A 16,400-nucleotide genomic window follows, 5' to 3' on the forward strand; every position below is an offset into this window, starting at 1 on the left:
TTTGTGAGTTCGGCGGCGTTCGCAGGACCTGGCAATCGTTGTTCATGGTTCGGTTGATCGGAGCGGGAAACCGCCGCACCTGCGGAGTCACCGCTGTCGCCGCGCTACTGATCCTCGCCGCTCCACCCTTGATTGCGTCCGTGCATTCGTTCGATGCTGCGCCCGGCTACCAGGTGAAGGGTCCGGGAGCCGCAGCAGATCCAGGCGACGTTGCCGGCGGCCCCGAGGCGGCACCCGTTTGGGAGGACCATGCGATCGACCCTCGGGGACGCGCCATGGTGCACAGTGCGACGTTGACGGAACTTCCGAAGGGAGGAGTACAGGCGTTCTGGTATGGCGGCAGCCGGGAAGGGGCGCGTGACGTGGGGATATATTCGGCCCGTCTTCTCCCGAACGAGCGTTCGTGGACCCTCCCGCGGGAAGTCATGACCAGGGCCAGGCTTTCGGAAGAACTGGGGAGATATATCAAGAAGCTGGGCAACCCGGTCGCATTCCTCGATAACAGCGGACAGGTGTGGCTTTTTTTCGTCAGTGTTTCGGTCGGTGGATGGTCGGGCAGCTCGATCAACGCGATGGTGTCCCAAGACGGCGGGGAGACGTTTGGCCCAGTGAAGCGACTAATTACCAGCCCGGCCTTCAACGTGAGCACCCTGGTGAGGGGTCGTCCGGTCCAGATGCGGGACGGGAGCATCACCCTGCCCGTCTATCACGAATTCCTGGGCAAGTTTGCCGAACTGCTGCGACTGGACCCGGAAGGCGTCGTGCTGGGGAAGAAACGCCTCACCCTTGGACGGAGTCACATTCAGCCGGTGCTCGTGCCCGAGGACGCGGAGACCGCACACGTATTCCTGCGCTACGCCGGCGAAACGGACAAGAGAATTCACTACGTCAGCACCGACGATGCCGGACTGGAATTTACGTCGCCAAGCGGGTCAAACCTGCCGAATCCCGACAGCGCGATCGATGCAGTGCGTGTCGCGGGCCATGGATTGCTGATGGTCTACAACCACTCCGAGGTGGCGCGAGACATCCTGGCGCTGGCGGTGTCCGAGGGACAGCCCGGCCACTGGACCCGAATTCACGACCTCGAACATGCCGAAGCCGGCACGGGACGGCTGTTCTCCTACCCATCGATCCTGCGTGACCAGGTTGGAAGAACACACGTCGTCTATACCCACAACCGCGCGTACATCAAGCACGTCATGTTCAACGATGTCTGGCTCTCGGATGCAAGGCGTGGTGCTCCCTCGCCACCATGACTGCATACGGATATGTCGGCTGGGCGCTGGTGCTGGCTTCGCTGGGAGCCTGTTGCTCAGCCCGCTACACGGACGACTGGCGGATCAAGCTGGGGGTCGCCGCCGCGGTGGTGGTTGCAGCCTTCGCGATCCAGCTGGACCGGGTTTCGCTGATCGGATTCGTGGCGTCGGTGCAGAGCGAACCCAGCGTGGCCATGATCCTGATCCTGGGCAGCCACGGCGCGAGAAGCCACTGGCCGCATTGGCTGACGCAGCCGGACTTGGGCCCGCTGCACCTTTGTATCGTCCTGCTCGGCTCGGCGATGTATCCGTCGGCATTGGGTATCGGCTACATCGACCTGTACGCGGCCGGGTACCATCCATACACGGGGATCGGGATGCTGCCCCTTGCCTTCCTGTTTTCCTGGTTTGCGGGCACCCGGCTTCTCGCGTTCTGGGTGGTCCTCGCGGTGTTGATGCAGGGCTACGGCGTGGGCGAGAGCGACAACGCGTTCGATTACTTGATTGATCCGATTATTTTCGTGTACGCGTGCTGGCGTGCTGCCACCTACGCCTGGAGACGTTACTACGGTGCCCGTTGAGACGACCGAAAAATTCATCCTGGTCAACGCGGTGATCTTGTTCGGTTTGGGCGTGTTTCTTGGTCTGGTCAATGAAGATTACTTCCATCACGTCTACACAGCGGAGGACGGGCTGCTGGAGTGGTTGACGGTACTGGCGCTGGGCTCGGTAGCCGTCGTCCTGGCAAACCGACTCTGGAAATACCGGCGTTCGTTCAACCGGCGACAGCGTTCGGTTCTTGCGGCGCTGGTCGTGCTGGCGACCTTCGGCGCTGGTGAAGAGATCTCCTGGGGGCAGCGGCTGCTTGGGATCGAAACTTTGGAGTTTTTTCTGGAACACAACCGGCAGCAAGAGATCAACCTCCACAATCTCGTGGTCGGAAACGTGTCCATCAACAAGGACATCTTTTCGAAAGGAATATTGCTGATCTTCCTGGTGTACCTGGGTGTCATCAAGCCGCTGTACCATCGATCCGATCGCGTCGCGCGCCTGGTCGACGGCTGGGGCATCCCGATTCCCAAGCGATACCAGTATCTCGGTTACGTGCTCGTAGTCGTTCTCGTGGAAGGATTAGTGAACGGCGTGACCGGCGCCCCCAGGCGAGGGGAGCTCACGGAGTTCATGATTCCGGTTCTCGCCGCACTGAACCTCATTTATCCGCTGAACCGATGGGAACCCGGGAGCGCCAGGTCGTAGCGCCGAATTGACGGCGACGGGGGAGAACCGGTTCGATCGTAGTTGGTCCCGGCGTGCTGCATGAACATGACGGACCCGGCGCGGGTCCGGGACCTACGCTTCTGCGTACCTGCCGGCTCATCGGGCCAATAGCGCGCCGCCTGACTAGCCGGATCGGGACTGACGTGATGGGAGTCAGCGTTCTTCGCCGAACCCTTCGTCGATCAGTTGTCCGAGCGCGGCCACCGCGGCAGCTGCCTCGGGACCACTCGCTTCGATCAGGACGACAGTGCCGAGCGAAGCGGACAGTGCCATCAGTCCCAGCATGGACTTGCCGTCCGCGGACAGATTGTCCTTGCGCACGGTGACCTCCGCCTGGAACTGGCTGGCACACTTCACGAAGCGCGCCGCCGCGCGCGCATGCAGGCCGCGGAGGTTGCGGATCTCGGCTGTTCGGGAGCTGGCGGACTCCTCCGCACTCATTCGCTGGTGTCCCGGCCGCCCCGCAGCGCTTCCCCGAGCTCGAGCATGTTCTTGCGGCCGGCCGAGCGCACGGTATGCAGGAGGTCGGCCAGCGGCATGTCCCGTGCCCGCGCCTCGGCGAGCTTGTACATGACCGCCAGGTTCGGATTGGCCAGCATCATGGCCTGGCCTTCCGGTTTCGTGTCCTGCACGACCGACCTGGTGAGGTTGGCCGGCGTGCTTCCGAATACATCGACGATGTAGATCACGCCGCGTCCTGAGTTGACGGCGTCGCCGGCCTGACGGATGGCGCGGCGTCGCTCCTCGATGTCGTCGGTCGGGCCAACTTCGAGCACACGGACGGCCGGCATGCTGCCGACGGCATGCTCCGTGGCAGCGACCAGCTCGGCTCCGAACCGGCCGTGGGTGACGACGACAATGCCGACGCCGTCAAAGTTGTCGCTGGAACGATCAGCCGCGTCGCTCACGCTGCGTCTCCCATCACTCCCGCCACGGATTCCGCCGCGCCGAGCACTAGGCGGACACGGGCGGCGGCCGACGAGGCCTTCGCTGATAGCCGGATCGCCGGCACCGCGTGGCCGAGGATCGTCGTCTGATGCGGCGCGGGGAGACGTTCGTCCTGGCTGTCGACCAGGTCGGCGACCAGGGACACGTGAACGCTGGTCCGGTAGGGGAGCCGGAACACGCCGAGCCCCCGCACCTCCATCAGCCCGCGGAGTGCCGGCGGAGCGCTGGCCGTCAACACCCCTGCGCTCGAGACCAGCGCAACCCGGTCGTCGGCCACGAGCTCGGCACCGTCGTCAATGAGCCGCAGGGCCAGGTCGGACTTGCCGGCGCCGCTCGGCCCGCGCAGCAACACACCGCGGCCGTCCACCGCGACGCACGTTCCGGAATGCGTCATGCGGCCTCGGGCTGGCTGTGCTCCTGGTCCGTCAACAGCGCATGAATTGCGTCCGCCTCGTTGGCGCCGCGGAGCACCCGACGCAGGTTCGGCCGGCCGAGCCGTCGCGAGATTGCCGCCAAGGCGGCCAAATGCAGGGCATCGTTCTGGTCCGGAGACAGCAGGCAGAACACCAGTTCGACGGGCCGGCCGTCCGGCGCATCGAAATCGATGGGCGGTTCCAGCCGCGCGAACACGCCGGTGATGCGGGCGAGATTTCTCAGACGGGCATGCGGCAGCGCCACCCCGTTGCCGAATCCGGTCGAGCCGCGCTGCTCGCGTGCCATCAGCGCCTGAAAGATCGTCCGCTCTCGAAGCCCCGTCTCGCGGGCTCCGGCCTTGGCGAGCGTGTGCAGCAGCTGCCGGGTGCTGTTGACCGTCAGCCTCGGGATAATGGCTGTAGGAGCAAGAAAGCTTTCCAGCTGCATGCGAGGACTTCCGTGCCGACGGCGCGCAACGTTGAAACTCCGGGACCGCACACCGGCGGCCCGGCGGATGACAGCACCCACTAGGGAGGGTTCAAATTGGGCCGTGCTTGGCGTCGAGTCAAGGCACCGCCCTAGGGTGCGGCTGCCTGCGTCGTTCCGGCCCGCGACGGGGCCCGCTTCATCAGGCGGCGCCGCCCGGCCGCCGACGGAATTCGCATCATGCGCCGATACTTGGCCACTGTGCGCCGAGCCACCCGGATGCCCGTATCGGCCAGCGCGCCGACGATCTGCTGGTCTGACTTGGGCGGGTGAGCGGGGCCCTCTGCTGCAATGAGCGCCTGGATTCGGGCCCGGACCGCGCTCGGTGAGTGCACCGTCTGCCCGTCGGTGCCGCGGAGCCGGCGGTCGAAGAACGAACGCAGGGGGAGGGTTCCCCGGGGGGTGGCCATGGACTTGTTGGCGACCACGCGACTTACCGTGCTCTCGTGGAGGTCGACCAGCTCGCCCACCGTCCGAAGCGACAGCGGCCGGCGGTGGCTGGCGCCGTGGCGCACGTAGTCGTCCTGCACGCGGACGAGCACGCTGGCCACGCGGTAGACGGACTGGGCGCGCTGGCGAAGGGCTCTGACCAGCCACGCGGCCTCCTGCCACTGCCGGCCGAGCGCGCCGTCGTCCATCGCGGCACGCGAGTGCCTGCGTGCCGCCTGGTACCCTGCCCGATCGGCATAGATCCGGGGGAAGCACTGGGGGTTGAGTTCGATCCGCCAGCCGTCAGCGCTCGGCGTGGCAACAACGTCGGGGGCACCGAGGAATTCGCGCTGGCTGGCAAAGGACTGCCCGGGCCTCGGGTTCAGGGACCGGAGCTCGGCCATCAGGGCCTGCAGTTCGCCGGTCGAAACGTCGAGGACAGTGCAGAGTTCGTCCTCGTCTCCCTCCGCCACAAGGTCAAGATGGTCGATCAGGACCGCCAGCTTCGGAGGAACGGATTCCCGGAATGCCAGCTGGAGGCGAAGGCACTCGGCAAGCGACCGGGCGCAGACGCCGGGCGGGTCGAACGTCTGGAGACGGTCCAGCACGCGGAGCACGTCGGCCACCGTGGTCCGGGACGACTCGGCGATTTCGAGGGGGTCGAACCCGGTGAGGTACCCGTTCGCGTCGACCAGGTCGATCAGCAGTTCCGCCGTCGTCCGGTCGCCCGGCGCGAGATCGACATTCGCCTGTTCTGTCAGGTGGGCGCGGAGATCCGGCCGATCGGCCTCTATCTCGTCCACGTACAGGTCACGCCCGTCCTGCGGCCGGGCCCAGAGGACGCCGGTGTCGGTCCACGAGTCGAGCGGCGGCGCTTTCGGATCTTGGTGCTCCGGCGCAGTGCGGTCGACGAACGGATTCGACGCGAGCTGCTCGTCGACGTAGCGGTTGAGGTCGGCGGCCGCGTGCTGCAGGAGACGGACGGACTCCAGCAGCTGGGGGGTCATCGTGAGCCGCTGACTGATGCCGATCCGGAGACCGGGGCTGGCTCGCACGGCGCACCCTACATGCGGAACCGGTCGCCGAGATAGACCCGGCGAACATCTTCGTTGGCAACGATGTCGTGGGGCGGACCGTGGCATAGGACCCGGCCGTCGTGGAGCACGTAGGCGCGATCCACGATGTCGAGCGCCTCGCGCACGTTGTGGTCGGTGATCAGCACCCCAATGCCGCGGTCCCGGATGTGCATGATCAAGGTCCGCATTTCGCCGACGAAAATCGGATCGATGCCGGCCAGCGGCTCATCCAGCAAGAGGTAGCTCGGCCGGCACGCGAGCGCTCGCGCAATCTCGACCCGCCGTCGTTCGCCGCCGGAGAGCACCAGGGCAGACGCCTTGCGCAGGTGGAGCAGAGAGAAGTCCGTAAGCAACTCGTCAACCGTCTGCTCGCGGAGCGATACGATGGGTTCCACGGTTTCCAGCGCGGCCCGGATGTTGCCCTCTACCGACATGTTCCGGAAGACGGAGGGCTGCTGCGCGAGATAGCCGATGCCGTGCCGCGCCCGCCGGTACAGCGGCCAGCGGGTGATGGTGTGGCCGTCCAGGCGAATGGTTCCCGCGTCGGCGGGCCGCAGCCCGGCAAGCAGATGAAAGGTGGTGGTCTTGCCGGCCCCGTTGGGGCCCAGCAGGGCGACCGCTTCACCGCGGGCCAGACGCAGGGACACGTTGCTGATGACCAGCCGTTTGCGGATGCGGTGGGTCAGGTTCTCCGCGACCAGGCCACTGTCTCCCCGGATTACCTTGAGCGGGGCTGCCGCGGGCGTGGTCACTCCGCCTCCTCGTCGCCGGAACCGTCGAACTGCAGCGTTGGCCGCTCGCCACCTTCGCCCGTGACCTGACTGGTGCCGCCCACGAGATCGATCGTGAGCGTGGCCCCCCGAAGGAGGTTGCCGTCGCTCTCGAGCTCAACGTCTCCGCTCAGCGTGATGACCCCGGCGACGAGGTCGTAGCGCCCGGAATCGCCGCGCGCCGTCTCGGCCGCCGTCTCGTAGACCACGCTTCCCGTCGCCTCGATCAGCCCGATCTGGCTCGCGGACCCGTCCTCACCCCGGATCGCGTGCGCGACGAACCGTTCCGCCCGCAGCACCCGCCCGGCTTGCCGGGCCACCGCATTCCCGATGGCGGTGGCGATCGCGGTCTCGTCGTCCCATTCGAGCGTATCCGCTGTGATCTCGGTCGGACCCAAGTCGTGCCCATCCTGGGCGCGTACCGCTGCTCCGATGGGTGTGAGAAGGCTGGTGGCGACGGCAGCCGCACAGACGAAGGCGACCGGGGGCCGCACGATCAGGAGTTGCCGCCGGGTGACAGCTGCAGCACCGGCCGGCCGGTGAACTTCAGCGTTCCGGACACCGTGTCCAGCCGGAAGCCGCCGGCGCGCACGTTGCCCCAGGGACCGGTTACGCGCACCGGCTTCGTTCCTTCCACCACGCCCTGGGCGGGGAAGTAGGCGGACGATTCGGTCTCGAGTGCTGTCCCGCCCTGCGTATCCATGCGCACCCCACCGGACATGATCACCTGACGTGTAGCGGTGTCGTACCGGCCTTCGCCAGCCGTCAGGGAAACCTCTCTTGTACCAGAAAAGAACCAGGCGCGGAGATCATCGAGATGCACCACGTGCGCATCGCCCGTCTCTTCGAACACTTGGTCTGCTGTGACCCGGTACCGTCGGCCTTCGTTGTCGGTGCCGACCAGCCGGGCGCCGGACATGATGTGACTCGGTGCGAGCGTGGCTCGCGCCGGCGGGTCTTCACGACCCGGAAGCCGGCCCTTGTCCCACAACACGACGGTCGCGATCGATCCCAGTCCACCCAGCAGCAGCAGCAGCTTGATCGCCCGGAGGACATGCAGGCGGGACCGGGCGGGCGGGCGCTGGTTGCGGCGGCGGTGACTATCCCATCCGTGCGGAAATGCGGCCGGAGGTGCGGGGGCAGCCACTATGCGATTCCGGCACGGACGCAATCGTGCATGTGGACCACGCCCCTCGGGAGTCCGTCCTCCGTCACGAACAGGCTCGTGATGCCGCGTTCGTTCATGGTTGCCAGCGCCTCTCCGCCGAGCGCTTCCGCCGGGATCGTGTCCGGGTCGGGTGTCATGACGTCGCGGGTGATTCGCTCCAGCAGTTCCGGCGCCATGTTCCGCCGGAGGTCGCCGTCGGTGACCGCGCCGGTGAGCCGTCCGTCCGCACCGACGACCCCGGCGCATCCGAGACCCTTCTCGGTCATCACGAGAATGGTCTCCCGCATGGGGGCATTCTCTTCAACCAGCGGCAGTGCCGACCCCGTGTGCATGAGGTCGGCGACCCGTACCAGGCGGGTGCCCAGCCGTCCTCCCGGGTGCAGGCCGCGAAAGTCCTCGGCCGTGAAGCCGTTGCGCTGCAGCAGCACGGCGGCGAGGGCATCGCCGGCGGCGATGGCCAGCGTCGTGGACAGCGTTGGGGCCAGGCCGATGGGGCAGGCTTCAGGAACGTCGGGCAGGACGATGGCGGCATCCGCGGTCACGGCCAGCGTGCTGCTGGCGACACCGGTGACGGCCACCAGGGGTATCCGGAACCGGCGCACGTAGGCCAGCAGGTCGGACAGTTCGGCAGTTTCGCCGGAGTTCGAGAATGCGAGTACCGTGTCGTTTTGCGCGATCATGCCGAGGTCGCCGTGGCTGGCCTCGGCGGCGTGCACGAAGTGGGCCGGCGTGCCAGTTGAAGCCAGGGTGGATGCGACCTTTCGCGCAATGTGTCCGGACTTGCCCATGCCGGTCACGATCACCCGGCCACGGGTTGCGGCAAGCACCTCGGCCGCGGCCTGAAATGCCGGTCCGATTGCGTCCGCGAGTACCGCCAGTCCCTCCGACTCGGCCCGCACCACCCGGCGGGCGATGTCGAGATCCGAATCGGCTTCGGAATGCAGGCCGGCAGCCGCTCTGATCGGCGCGGACGTCATGTCAGGGGCGATTGGGATACATGTCGTGCGAGAACGGGTCGGCGTCGGCCCAGCCCATCAGGTCGAGGCTGACACGGGCGGGAAGGAACTCGAAGCACTGGTGCGCGAGTTCCTGCCGTCCCTCCCGGGTCAGCATGCCGTCGAGGACGCTGCGGAGCCGGTGCAGATGGAGCACGTCAGTCGCGGCGTAGCGCTGCTGCTGGACGGTGAGTGTGTCGCCGCCCCAGTCGGTTTGCTGCTGCTGCTTCGAGATGTCGATGCCGAGCAGCTCCTTGCACAGATCCTTGAGGCCGTGGCGGTCGGTGTACGTCCGCGCGAAGCGGGACGCGATCTTGGTGCAGTAGTTGGGATAGGACCGGACGCCGAGGTGAAACTCCAGCGTGGTCATGTCCGCTCTGGCGAAGTGGTACAGCTTCACCGTGTCGCGGTCCTCAAGCATGGTCTTGAGGCGTGGCGCATCGTAGGCGCCCCGCCGGAACCGGACCAGATGCGCGGTGCCGTCACCCGCGGAGACCTGCACGAGACAAAGTCGGTCCCTAGCGACCGCCAGTCCCATCGATTCGGTGTCGACCGCCGCACCGTCGGGAAACGCCAGACCGGAGGGGAGATCGCCTTCGTGGAAGTGGATGTCCATGGGGTGCGAATTCCGATGGCCTCAGGAAGCGCAGTGTAGAGCCCGCCATGGATTTGTGGCGGGGACGGGCCCGCGGCCCGGGCGCCGAACGACCGCCCTGGCCCGCCGGATCGCCCGTACGGGTACCCGTCTGCTCCCGGTCGTCTAGGCCGCGACGGAGGGCAGACCCGCCAGTGCCATCGCGAGTTCGCCTTCATCGTACGCTTGGTCGGTCAGGTTGTCGGCGAAGTAGTCGCTGTACGCCTGCATGTCGAAGTGGCCGTGGCCGCACAGATTGAACAAAATCGTGCGCCCGGCCCCCGCCGCGCGGCATTTCATCGCTTCGTCGATGGCGCCCTTGATCGCGTGCGTCGCCTCCGGGGCCGGGACGATCCCCTCGGTGCGGGCGAACTGCACGCCGGCAGCGAAGCATTCCTTCTGGTGATAGGCGCGGGCTTCGATCAGGCCCAGCTGGTGGAGATGGCTGACGAGCGGAGCCATCCCGTGATAGCGCAGGCCGCCCGCGTGAAATCCCGGGGGCACGAAGGTCGATCCCAGCGTGTGCATCTTCACCAGAGGTGTGAGATGCCCGGTGTCGCCGAAGTCGTAGGCGTACTTCCCGCGGGTCAGCGACGGACACGCCGCCGGCTCGACCGCGATGACCCGGACCTTCGGGCCTCCCTGCAGTTGCCGGCCGAGGAACGGGTTCACCATGCCGGCGAAGTTGCTCCCCCCACCGGTGCATCCGACCAGGATGTCCGGGTAGTTGCCCGCCATGTGCATCTGCTCCAGGGCCTCCTGGCCGACCACGGTCTGGTGGAGCAGGACATGGTTCAGGACGCTGCCGAGCGAGTACTTTGTGTCCTCGTTCTGGGCGGCCATCTCCACGGCTTCCGAGATGGCGATGCCGAGACTGCCGGTGGAGTCGGGATGTTCCTCGAGCACGGCCCGGCCGGCCTGCGTTTCGGTGGAGGGACTGGCTACACAACGGGCTCCGTAGCTTTCCATCATCGCCTTCCGGTAGGGCTTCTGCTCGAAGCTGACGCGAACCATGTAGACGTCCACGTCGATGCCGAAAAGGCTTGCCGCGTAGGCCAGTGACGACCCCCACTGGCCGGCGCCCGTCTCCGTGGTGATGCGCTTGGTGCCCGCGTCCTTGTTGTAGAACGCCTGGGCGACCGCCGTGTTGGGCTTGTGGCTGCCGGCCGGGCTGACGCCTTCGTACTTGTAGTAGATCTTGGCAGGCGTATCGAGATCGGCCTCGAGGCGCCGGGCCCGATAGAGCGGGCTGGGGCGCCATTGCCGGTAGATCTGCCGCACCGGCTCGGGAATCTCGATCTCTCGCTCGGTCGAGACCTCCTGGCCGATCAGGGCCATGGGGAACAGCGGTGCGAGATCGTCCGGTCCGATGGGCTGTCCGGTGCCTGGATGCAGGACCGGCGGCAGCGGTTCCGGCAGGTCCGCCAGGATGTTGTACCAGGACCGCGGAATCCGGTCCTCCGACAAGACGTACTTCACGATGTCGCTCATGGTGACCCAACTCTCCACAGGAAACTTCGACCCGTCTATGCGCGACGGTCATGCTGCATATTCGGCAAGGCGGTGCCGGTGCTGCCGGCACTGCCGTCCAGCCGCACGCACGAACCGCGGCAATACGCCGGGCTACGGTTCTTCGGCTCGCAGGACTGCCAGCATAGCGGATTGGGGGATCTCGACGTTCCCGATCTGGCGCATGCGCTTCTTGCCTGCTTTCTGCTTCTCCAGGAGCTTTCGCTTGCGCGTGACGTCGCCCCCGTAGCATTTCGCAGTCACGTCCTTGCGCAGCGCCGCGATGTTCTCGCGGGCAATGATCTTGCCCCCGATGGCGGCCTGTAGCGACACCTTGTAGAGCTGGCGTGGGATGAGCCCCTTGAGCTTGGTGCAAAGGGCCCGCCCACGTCCCTCGGCTCGGCTGCGGTGGGCAATGAAGGACAAGCTGTCGACCGATTGCCCGTCGACCAGGATGGCGACCCGCACCAGGTCGCCGCCGCGGTAGTCGTCGAGTTCGTAGTCGAACGAGGCGTATCCGCTGGTCGCGGACTTGAGACGGTCGTAGAAGTCGAACACCACCTCGTTGAGTGGTAGGGCATAGACGGCCATCGCCCGGTTGCCGACGTAGGTCAGATCGGTTTGCTCGCCACGTTTCTCCGTGCAGAGCTTCAGGACGTTGCCGAGGTACTGGTCCGGCACCAGGATCGTCGCCCGGATCCAGGGCTCCTCCACCGACTTGATGCGGCTCTGGTCCGGCCAGTCCACGGGGTTGTGCAGCTCGATGTCTTGCTCGTCGGTAAGACTGAGGCGATAGACCACGCTGGGCGCCGTGGTCACCAGGTCGAGATCGAATTCGCGCTCAAGGCGCTCCTGAATGATCTCGAGATGGAGGAGCCCCAGGCACCCGCACCGGAATCCCAGGCCGAGGGCGGCGCTCGATTCCGGTTCGTAGTGGAGCGAGGCATCGTTCAGGTGCAGCTTCGCCAGCGAGTCGCGGAGATGGCGGTAGTCGCTGGCATCCGCCGGATACAAGCCGCAGAACACGACGGGGACTGACTCCCGGAAGCCGGGCAGTGCAACGTTGGCCGGCTTCCGGGAGTCGGTGACCGTGTCACCGACCTGCGTATCGGCCACCCGACGGATCGACGCCGTGAAGAATCCCACCTCGCCGGCGGCGAGCGATTCCGTCGGTCGCGGGGTGGGTTCGAAGACGCCGACTCGATCGATCTGGTAGTCGGCGCCGCTGGCCATCATCCGAATCTTCTGGCCGACCTGGAGCACGCCATCGACGACGCGCACCAGGACCATCACGCCGAGGTAGGGGTCGTACCAGCTGTCGACCAGGAGGGCAGCGAGGGGCGCGTCCTGCGCCGTCGCCGGCGGTGGGATGCGCTCCACGATCGCGTCGAGAAGGGGATCGATGCCGTCGCCGGTCTTGGCCGACACGCTGAGCGCCGTGGCGCCGTCCAGCCCGATCGTATCCTCGATCTGGGTCCGCACGCGATCCTGATCGGCGGCGGCGAGATCGATCTTGTTGAGCACCGGGATAATCGTGTGGTCGTTGTCGACCGCGAGATAGGCGTTGGCGATCGTCTGTGCCTCGACGCCCTGGGTGGCGTCCACGACCAGGATCGATCCCTCGCTCGCGGCCAGACTACGGCTGACTTCGTACGTGAAATCCACGTGGCCGGGCGTGTCGATCAGGTTGATGAGGTAACGGGTCCCGGCGACCTCGTGGGCGAGGCGCACCGTCTGCGCCTTGATCGTGATGCCGCGTTCCCGCTCGAGCTCCATCGAGTCGAGCACCTGGGCGCGCATGGAACGGGCCTCGAGCGAACCCGCGCGTTCGATCAGTCGGTCTGCGAGCGTCGACTTGCCGTGGTCGATGTGGGCGATCACGGAAACGTTGCGAATGTGGGCGACCGGGTGCGTGCGCCCTGGCTCAGGCATGTCCCCCTCGCAGCCGCCCGCCTGCATCCTTCGCGACGGCAGCGACGATGGCGTCCGCAGCGCGCTGGATCGCGGCGTCGTCCAGCGGCTGGTCCAGGGGCTGGAGCACGACCTCGATCGCGATCGACTTCATGCCGCCGGGCAGGTCCTCGCCTTCCCAGACATCGAAGACGTCCACCCGGCTGACCAGCTTCGGCACGGCGCGCTCGGCGGCCCGAACCACGGCTGCCGCCGGGGTCGCGGCCTCCACGAGGAACGCGAAGTCGCGCGTGAGGGGCATCAGGCTGCTCCTGTCCAGCGCTCCCCGGTTCCCCGACTTCCTTCGGCTGGCCGGTACGGCGTCGAGGAAGACTTCAGCCGCCGACACCGGCAGATCGAGGCCGGCGTCGCGCAGCAACCGGGGATGCAGTTCCCCGAACACGGCCAGCACCTTCGGGCCTAGGGCCAGGACGCCCGAGTGGCCCGGATGGAACCATGCAGGCGCTTCCGCCCGCGGCTGCAGCCGGGTGACCGGCGCGCCGGCTGCGGCCAGGGCAGCCTCGGCGTCGGCCTTGGCGTCGAACAGGTCGACCCCGCGCACGGCTTCCGCCCAGTGGCGGGGCGCGGCGTTTCCGAAGCGCAGGCACCCGGCGGCGCGACCTTCGCCGTCGGGGGAGGGATCGCGGTAGGCGGCCCCGACCTCGAACAGGCCGGTATCGCGCACCCCCCGCGCCACGTTGGCCGCGGCGGCACCCAGCAGCGACGGCAGGATGGAGGGCCGCATGGTGTCGAGCTCCGGCGAGATCGGGTTGGCGAGCTGCAGGGCTTCATCCCCGCCGCCGAAGGCCTCGGCCAGTTCGGTGCTCACGAACGAGAACGTCACGGTTTCGTGGAGTCCGCGCGCCGTCAGAGCCGCGCGCACGCGGGCGGCCTGCACGACGGCCGGGCCGGCCGCGCGCTCGGGCAGCACGCCCGCGCGTTCCACGGGCGTCTCGGGGATGGCGTCGAAGCCGTGAATTCGCAGGACCTCCTCGACCAGGTCGGCCTCGCCGTCGATATCGGGACGCCAGACCGGCGGCGTGACCTGCCAGACCGAAGCGGAATCCTCGACGCCGAAGCCGAGGCCGCCGAGGATCGCGGCCTGGCACTCCGCGGCGACCTCCACGCCGCCAAGCGACGCCACCCGGCCGGGGCGGAACGGGACCGGCGCGGGCGAGGGCGGCATGGCGCCGGCCTGGACGATCTCGCTCGCTTCGCCGCCACACAGCTCGAGGATCAACCGGGTGGCCTCGTGGACACCCCAGTCGGCGGACGCCGGGTCCACGCCGCGCTCGAAGCGGTAGCGGGCGTCCGAGAGGATTCCCAGCCGGCGCCCCGACCGGGCGGTGCGGACCGGATCGAACAGCGCGACCTCCAGGAAGACGTTGCGCGTTTCTTCCGAGCAACCCGTCTCCTCGCCTCCCATGATCCCGCCGATGGCGCACACCCGGTCGTCATCCGCGATCACCGTGATGTCGGGGTCCAGCGAATACGTGTTCCCGTCGAGCGCCGCGAGGGACTCGCCCGGACGGGCCATCCGCATCGTCAAGGCTCCGGTCACCTTGTCGGCGTCAAACACGTGGAGCGGCCTGCCGCGGTCGATCGTGACGTAGTTCGTGATGTCGACCAGCGCGGAAATCGGGCGGAGACCGATCGCTCGGAGGCGGCGCTGCATCCAGTCCGGACTGGGGCCGTTGGTCACGTTCCGGAAGTACCGTCCAGCGACCAGGGGGCAGGCGTCCCCGTGCTCGCCGAGGGTGCGCGTCCAAGCAACGGGGCTTGCGTACGTTCCCGAAACGGGCGCGAATGGAGGCTCGCGCAAGGTCCCGACACCAGCCGCGGCCAGGTCGCGCGCGATGCCGCGCACGCTCGCGCAGTCGCCGCGGTTGGGGGTGAGTGCGATTTCGAAGACGGGGTCGTCGGCGCCGGCCCACGGCGCGTATGCGGCCCCGACCGGGGCGTCCTCGGGCAGTTCGATGATCCCGTCGTGGTCTTCGCCCAGTCCGAGCTCGTAGGCGGAGCACAGCATGCCTTGCCCGGTCACGCCGCGGATCTCCTTCTCCGACAGCGTGATCCCGCTGCCCGGAATGTGCGTTCCGATGGCTGCGAACACGGCCTTCATGCCGGTGCGGGCATTGGGTGCGCCGCACACCACCGGCAGGGTGGCGCTGCCGTCATCCACGATGCAGACCTTTAGGCGGTCCGCATTGGGATGCGGGCGGGCTTCCACGACCCTGCCGACCACGAACGGAGACAGCTCCTCGCGGCGATCCTCTACTGCCTCGATTTCCAGGCCGATCGCGGTCAGACGGCGGGCGATGTCCGCCACGCTGGCGTCGGTGTCGAGGTGCTCCCGAAGCCAAGACAGCGTGAACTTCATGGGTCGAGACCGTCCAGCAGGTTGGGCCGGGCCAGCATGTCGAAGCCGTAGTGGCGGAGCCACGCGACATCGGACTCGAAGAACGTGCGGAGATCGGGGATGCCGTACTTGAGCATCGCGAAGCGTTCGACCCCGAGCCCCCAGGCAAATCCCTGCCAGCGGTTCCGGTCGACGCCGCAGTTGTCGAGGACCCGCGGGTGGACCATGCCGCACCCCATCACCTCGAGCCAGTCGCCGCCCGCGCCGATTTCCAAGCCCCCAGCGGTCCGACGGTAGCTGATGTCTACCTCTGCGGAGGGTTCGGTGAACGGGAAGTACGACGGGCGGAACCGCACCTCGACGTCATCCCTGGCGAAGAAGGCCCGCACGAACGTGGCGATCGTGCCCTTGAGGTGTCCCATCGTGAGGTCGCGGTCGATGGCCAGGCCCTCGATCTGATGGAACATGGGCGCATGCGTGGCGTCACGGTCGCACCGGAAGGTGCGGCCGGGCGCGATGATCCGTATTGGCGGCTCGCCCGCCATCAGGGCCCGAATCTGCACTGGGGACGTATGGGTGCGCAGGACCTTGCGTTCGCTCCCGTCGACGGACCGGAGATAGAACGTGTCGACATCCTGGCGGGCCGGGTGCTCGGGCGGGATGTTGAGCGCCGTGAAGTTGTGGAAGTCGTCCTCGATGTGCGGGCCCTCGGCGACCCGGAAACCGAGCTCGCCCAGAATGGACGTCATTTCATCCAGCGTCCGCGAAATCGGGTGGCCCCGGCCGGGAGGCTGCCGGCGCGACGGCAGCGTGATGTCGGCCCGCTCGGCGGCGAGCCGGGTTTCGAGGGCCGCGTCCTCCAGTGCGGACTGGCGTTCCCGCAGGGCGCTTGCCAGGCGCTCCTTGACCGCGTTCAGATGCTGGCCGGCGGCGCGCCGCTCGTTTCCCGGCAGGCCGGCCACCGAGCGAAGCATGCCGTTGAGCTCGCTCTTGCGGCCGAGCGCCCTGATGCGGACGGCCTCAAGTTCGTCCGGCTCCGTGGCGGCCTGCACCGCGGCGAGCAACGCCTCTTCAAGTGCGTCTGCCTGCGAAATGAACGTGCTCATCGGGCCTCTCCGGAGCCTG

Annotated in this window: 17 protein-coding genes; 3 read left to right on the forward strand and 14 right to left on the reverse strand. The window is 67.4% G+C overall.

Translation table 11 applies throughout. The features are described 5' to 3' along the window. Positions 1–44: 44 nt before the first annotated feature. From OXH60_11980 to OXH60_11990, 3 genes are read left to right on the forward strand one after another with little or no spacing between them, the layout of a single operon-like run. The gene (locus OXH60_11980; protein MDE0712838.1) at positions 45–1,259 is read left to right on the forward strand and encodes an exo-alpha-sialidase; all 1,215 of its coding nucleotides are present in this window, start codon (positions 45–47) and stop codon (positions 1,257–1,259) included. Further along, entirely contained in the window at positions 1,256–1,840 is a 585-nt protein-coding gene (locus OXH60_11985) for a hypothetical protein (protein ID MDE0712839.1), read from the forward strand. Before OXH60_11980 ends, OXH60_11985 begins: the two co-directional genes overlap by 4 nt. Continuing rightward, a complete protein-coding gene (locus OXH60_11990; protein MDE0712840.1) occupies positions 1,830–2,516 on the forward strand; it encodes a hypothetical protein in 687 nt (228 codons plus the stop codon). The genes OXH60_11985 and OXH60_11990 overlap by 11 nt, the downstream gene beginning before the upstream one ends. Before the next feature lie 174 nt (positions 2,517–2,690). Here OXH60_11990 and OXH60_11995 read toward each other — a convergent pair whose 3' ends face one another. The 14 genes from OXH60_11995 to pheS all read right to left on the reverse strand — a co-directional run bounded on the left by OXH60_11995 (position 2,691) and on the right by pheS (position 16,381). Continuing rightward, positions 2,691–2,978 carry an HPr family phosphocarrier protein gene (locus OXH60_11995; GenBank protein ID MDE0712841.1) on the reverse strand — a complete coding sequence of 96 codons (288 nt, stop codon included), beginning with the start codon at positions 2,976–2,978 and terminating at the stop codon, positions 2,691–2,693. Beyond that, a complete protein-coding gene (locus OXH60_12000; GenBank protein MDE0712842.1) occupies positions 2,975–3,445 on the reverse strand; it encodes a PTS fructose transporter subunit IIA in 471 nt (156 codons plus the stop codon). The genes OXH60_11995 and OXH60_12000 overlap by 4 nt, the downstream gene beginning before the upstream one ends. Beyond that, on the reverse strand, positions 3,442–3,879 hold the full coding sequence (locus OXH60_12005) for an HPr kinase/phosphatase C-terminal domain-containing protein (protein ID MDE0712843.1): 438 nt from the start codon (positions 3,877–3,879) through the stop codon (positions 3,442–3,444). Before OXH60_12005 ends, OXH60_12000 begins: the two co-directional genes overlap by 4 nt. After that, the gene (locus tag OXH60_12010; protein MDE0712844.1) at positions 3,876–4,346 is read right to left on the reverse strand and encodes a PTS sugar transporter subunit IIA; all 471 of its coding nucleotides are present in this window, start codon (positions 4,344–4,346) and stop codon (positions 3,876–3,878) included. The genes OXH60_12005 and OXH60_12010 overlap by 4 nt, the downstream gene beginning before the upstream one ends. Positions 4,347–4,477: 131 nt before the next feature. Next, positions 4,478–5,869 (reverse strand): RNA polymerase factor sigma-54, encoded by a 1,392-nt coding sequence (rpoN, locus tag OXH60_12015; protein ID MDE0712845.1) that lies wholly within the window; start codon positions 5,867–5,869, stop codon positions 4,478–4,480. Between the two features lie 8 nt (positions 5,870–5,877). After that, positions 5,878–6,642, reverse strand: a complete 765-nt coding sequence (gene lptB, locus OXH60_12020) for an LPS export ABC transporter ATP-binding protein (GenBank protein MDE0712846.1) — start codon at positions 6,640–6,642, stop codon at positions 5,878–5,880. Further along, a complete protein-coding gene (locus OXH60_12025) occupies positions 6,639–7,154 on the reverse strand; it encodes a hypothetical protein (GenBank protein MDE0712847.1) in 516 nt (171 codons plus the stop codon). The genes lptB and OXH60_12025 overlap by 4 nt, the downstream gene beginning before the upstream one ends. Before the next feature lie 2 nt (positions 7,155–7,156). Next, positions 7,157–7,807, reverse strand: a complete 651-nt coding sequence (gene lptC / locus OXH60_12030; GenBank protein ID MDE0712848.1) for an LPS export ABC transporter periplasmic protein LptC — start codon at positions 7,805–7,807, stop codon at positions 7,157–7,159. Next, the gene (locus OXH60_12035; GenBank protein MDE0712849.1) at positions 7,807–8,805 is read right to left on the reverse strand and encodes a KpsF/GutQ family sugar-phosphate isomerase; all 999 of its coding nucleotides are present in this window, start codon (positions 8,803–8,805) and stop codon (positions 7,807–7,809) included. Before OXH60_12035 ends, lptC begins: the two co-directional genes overlap by 1 nt. A gap of 1 nt (position 8,806) precedes the next feature. Beyond that, the gene (locus OXH60_12040) at positions 8,807–9,439 is read right to left on the reverse strand and encodes a ribonuclease D (GenBank protein MDE0712850.1); all 633 of its coding nucleotides are present in this window, start codon (positions 9,437–9,439) and stop codon (positions 8,807–8,809) included. A gap of 144 nt (positions 9,440–9,583) precedes the next feature. Continuing rightward, positions 9,584–10,948 carry a TrpB-like pyridoxal phosphate-dependent enzyme gene (locus OXH60_12045; GenBank protein MDE0712851.1) on the reverse strand — a complete coding sequence of 455 codons (1,365 nt, stop codon included), beginning with the start codon at positions 10,946–10,948 and terminating at the stop codon, positions 9,584–9,586. Between the two features lie 132 nt (positions 10,949–11,080). Next, a complete protein-coding gene (gene lepA, locus OXH60_12050) occupies positions 11,081–12,898 on the reverse strand; it encodes a translation elongation factor 4 (GenBank protein MDE0712852.1) in 1,818 nt (605 codons plus the stop codon). After that, entirely contained in the window at positions 12,891–15,296 is a 2,406-nt protein-coding gene (gene pheT / locus OXH60_12055) for a phenylalanine--tRNA ligase subunit beta (protein ID MDE0712853.1), read from the reverse strand. Before pheT ends, lepA begins: the two co-directional genes overlap by 8 nt. Then, a complete protein-coding gene (pheS, locus tag OXH60_12060; GenBank protein MDE0712854.1) occupies positions 15,293–16,381 on the reverse strand; it encodes a phenylalanine--tRNA ligase subunit alpha in 1,089 nt (362 codons plus the stop codon). Before pheS ends, pheT begins: the two co-directional genes overlap by 4 nt. Between the last annotated feature and the right edge of the window lie 19 nt (positions 16,382–16,400).

The sequence above is a fragment of the Rhodospirillales bacterium genome, assembly GCA_028824295.1.
Lineage (GTDB): Bacteria > Pseudomonadota > Alphaproteobacteria > TMED109 > TMED109 > VXPW01.

Coding starts and splice junctions, on each gene's coding strand:
- OXH60_11980 (MDE0712838.1), top strand. CDS start 45: ATGGTTCGGTTGATCGGAGCGGGAAACCGCCGCACCTGCGGAGTCACC.
- OXH60_11985 (MDE0712839.1), top strand. CDS start 1,256: ATGACTGCATACGGATATGTCGGCTGGGCGCTGGTGCTGGCTTCGCTG.
- OXH60_11995 (MDE0712841.1), bottom strand. CDS start 2,978: ATGAGTGCGGAGGAGTCCGCCAGCTCCCGAACAGCCGAGATCCGCAAC.
- OXH60_12005 (MDE0712843.1), bottom strand. CDS start 3,879: ATGACGCATTCCGGAACGTGCGTCGCGGTGGACGGCCGCGGTGTGTTG.
- OXH60_12010 (MDE0712844.1), bottom strand. CDS start 4,346: ATGCAGCTGGAAAGCTTTCTTGCTCCTACAGCCATTATCCCGAGGCTG.
- OXH60_12035 (MDE0712849.1), bottom strand. CDS start 8,805: ATGACGTCCGCGCCGATCAGAGCGGCTGCCGGCCTGCATTCCGAAGCC.
- OXH60_12040 (MDE0712850.1), bottom strand. CDS start 9,439: ATGGACATCCACTTCCACGAAGGCGATCTCCCCTCCGGTCTGGCGTTT.
- OXH60_12045 (MDE0712851.1), bottom strand. CDS start 10,948: ATGAGCGACATCGTGAAGTACGTCTTGTCGGAGGACCGGATTCCGCGG.
- lepA (MDE0712852.1), bottom strand. CDS start 12,898: ATGCCTGAGCCAGGGCGCACGCACCCGGTCGCCCACATTCGCAACGTT.
- pheT (MDE0712853.1), bottom strand. CDS start 15,296: ATGAAGTTCACGCTGTCTTGGCTTCGGGAGCACCTCGACACCGACGCC.
- pheS (MDE0712854.1), bottom strand. CDS start 16,381: ATGAGCACGTTCATTTCGCAGGCAGACGCACTTGAAGAGGCGTTGCTC.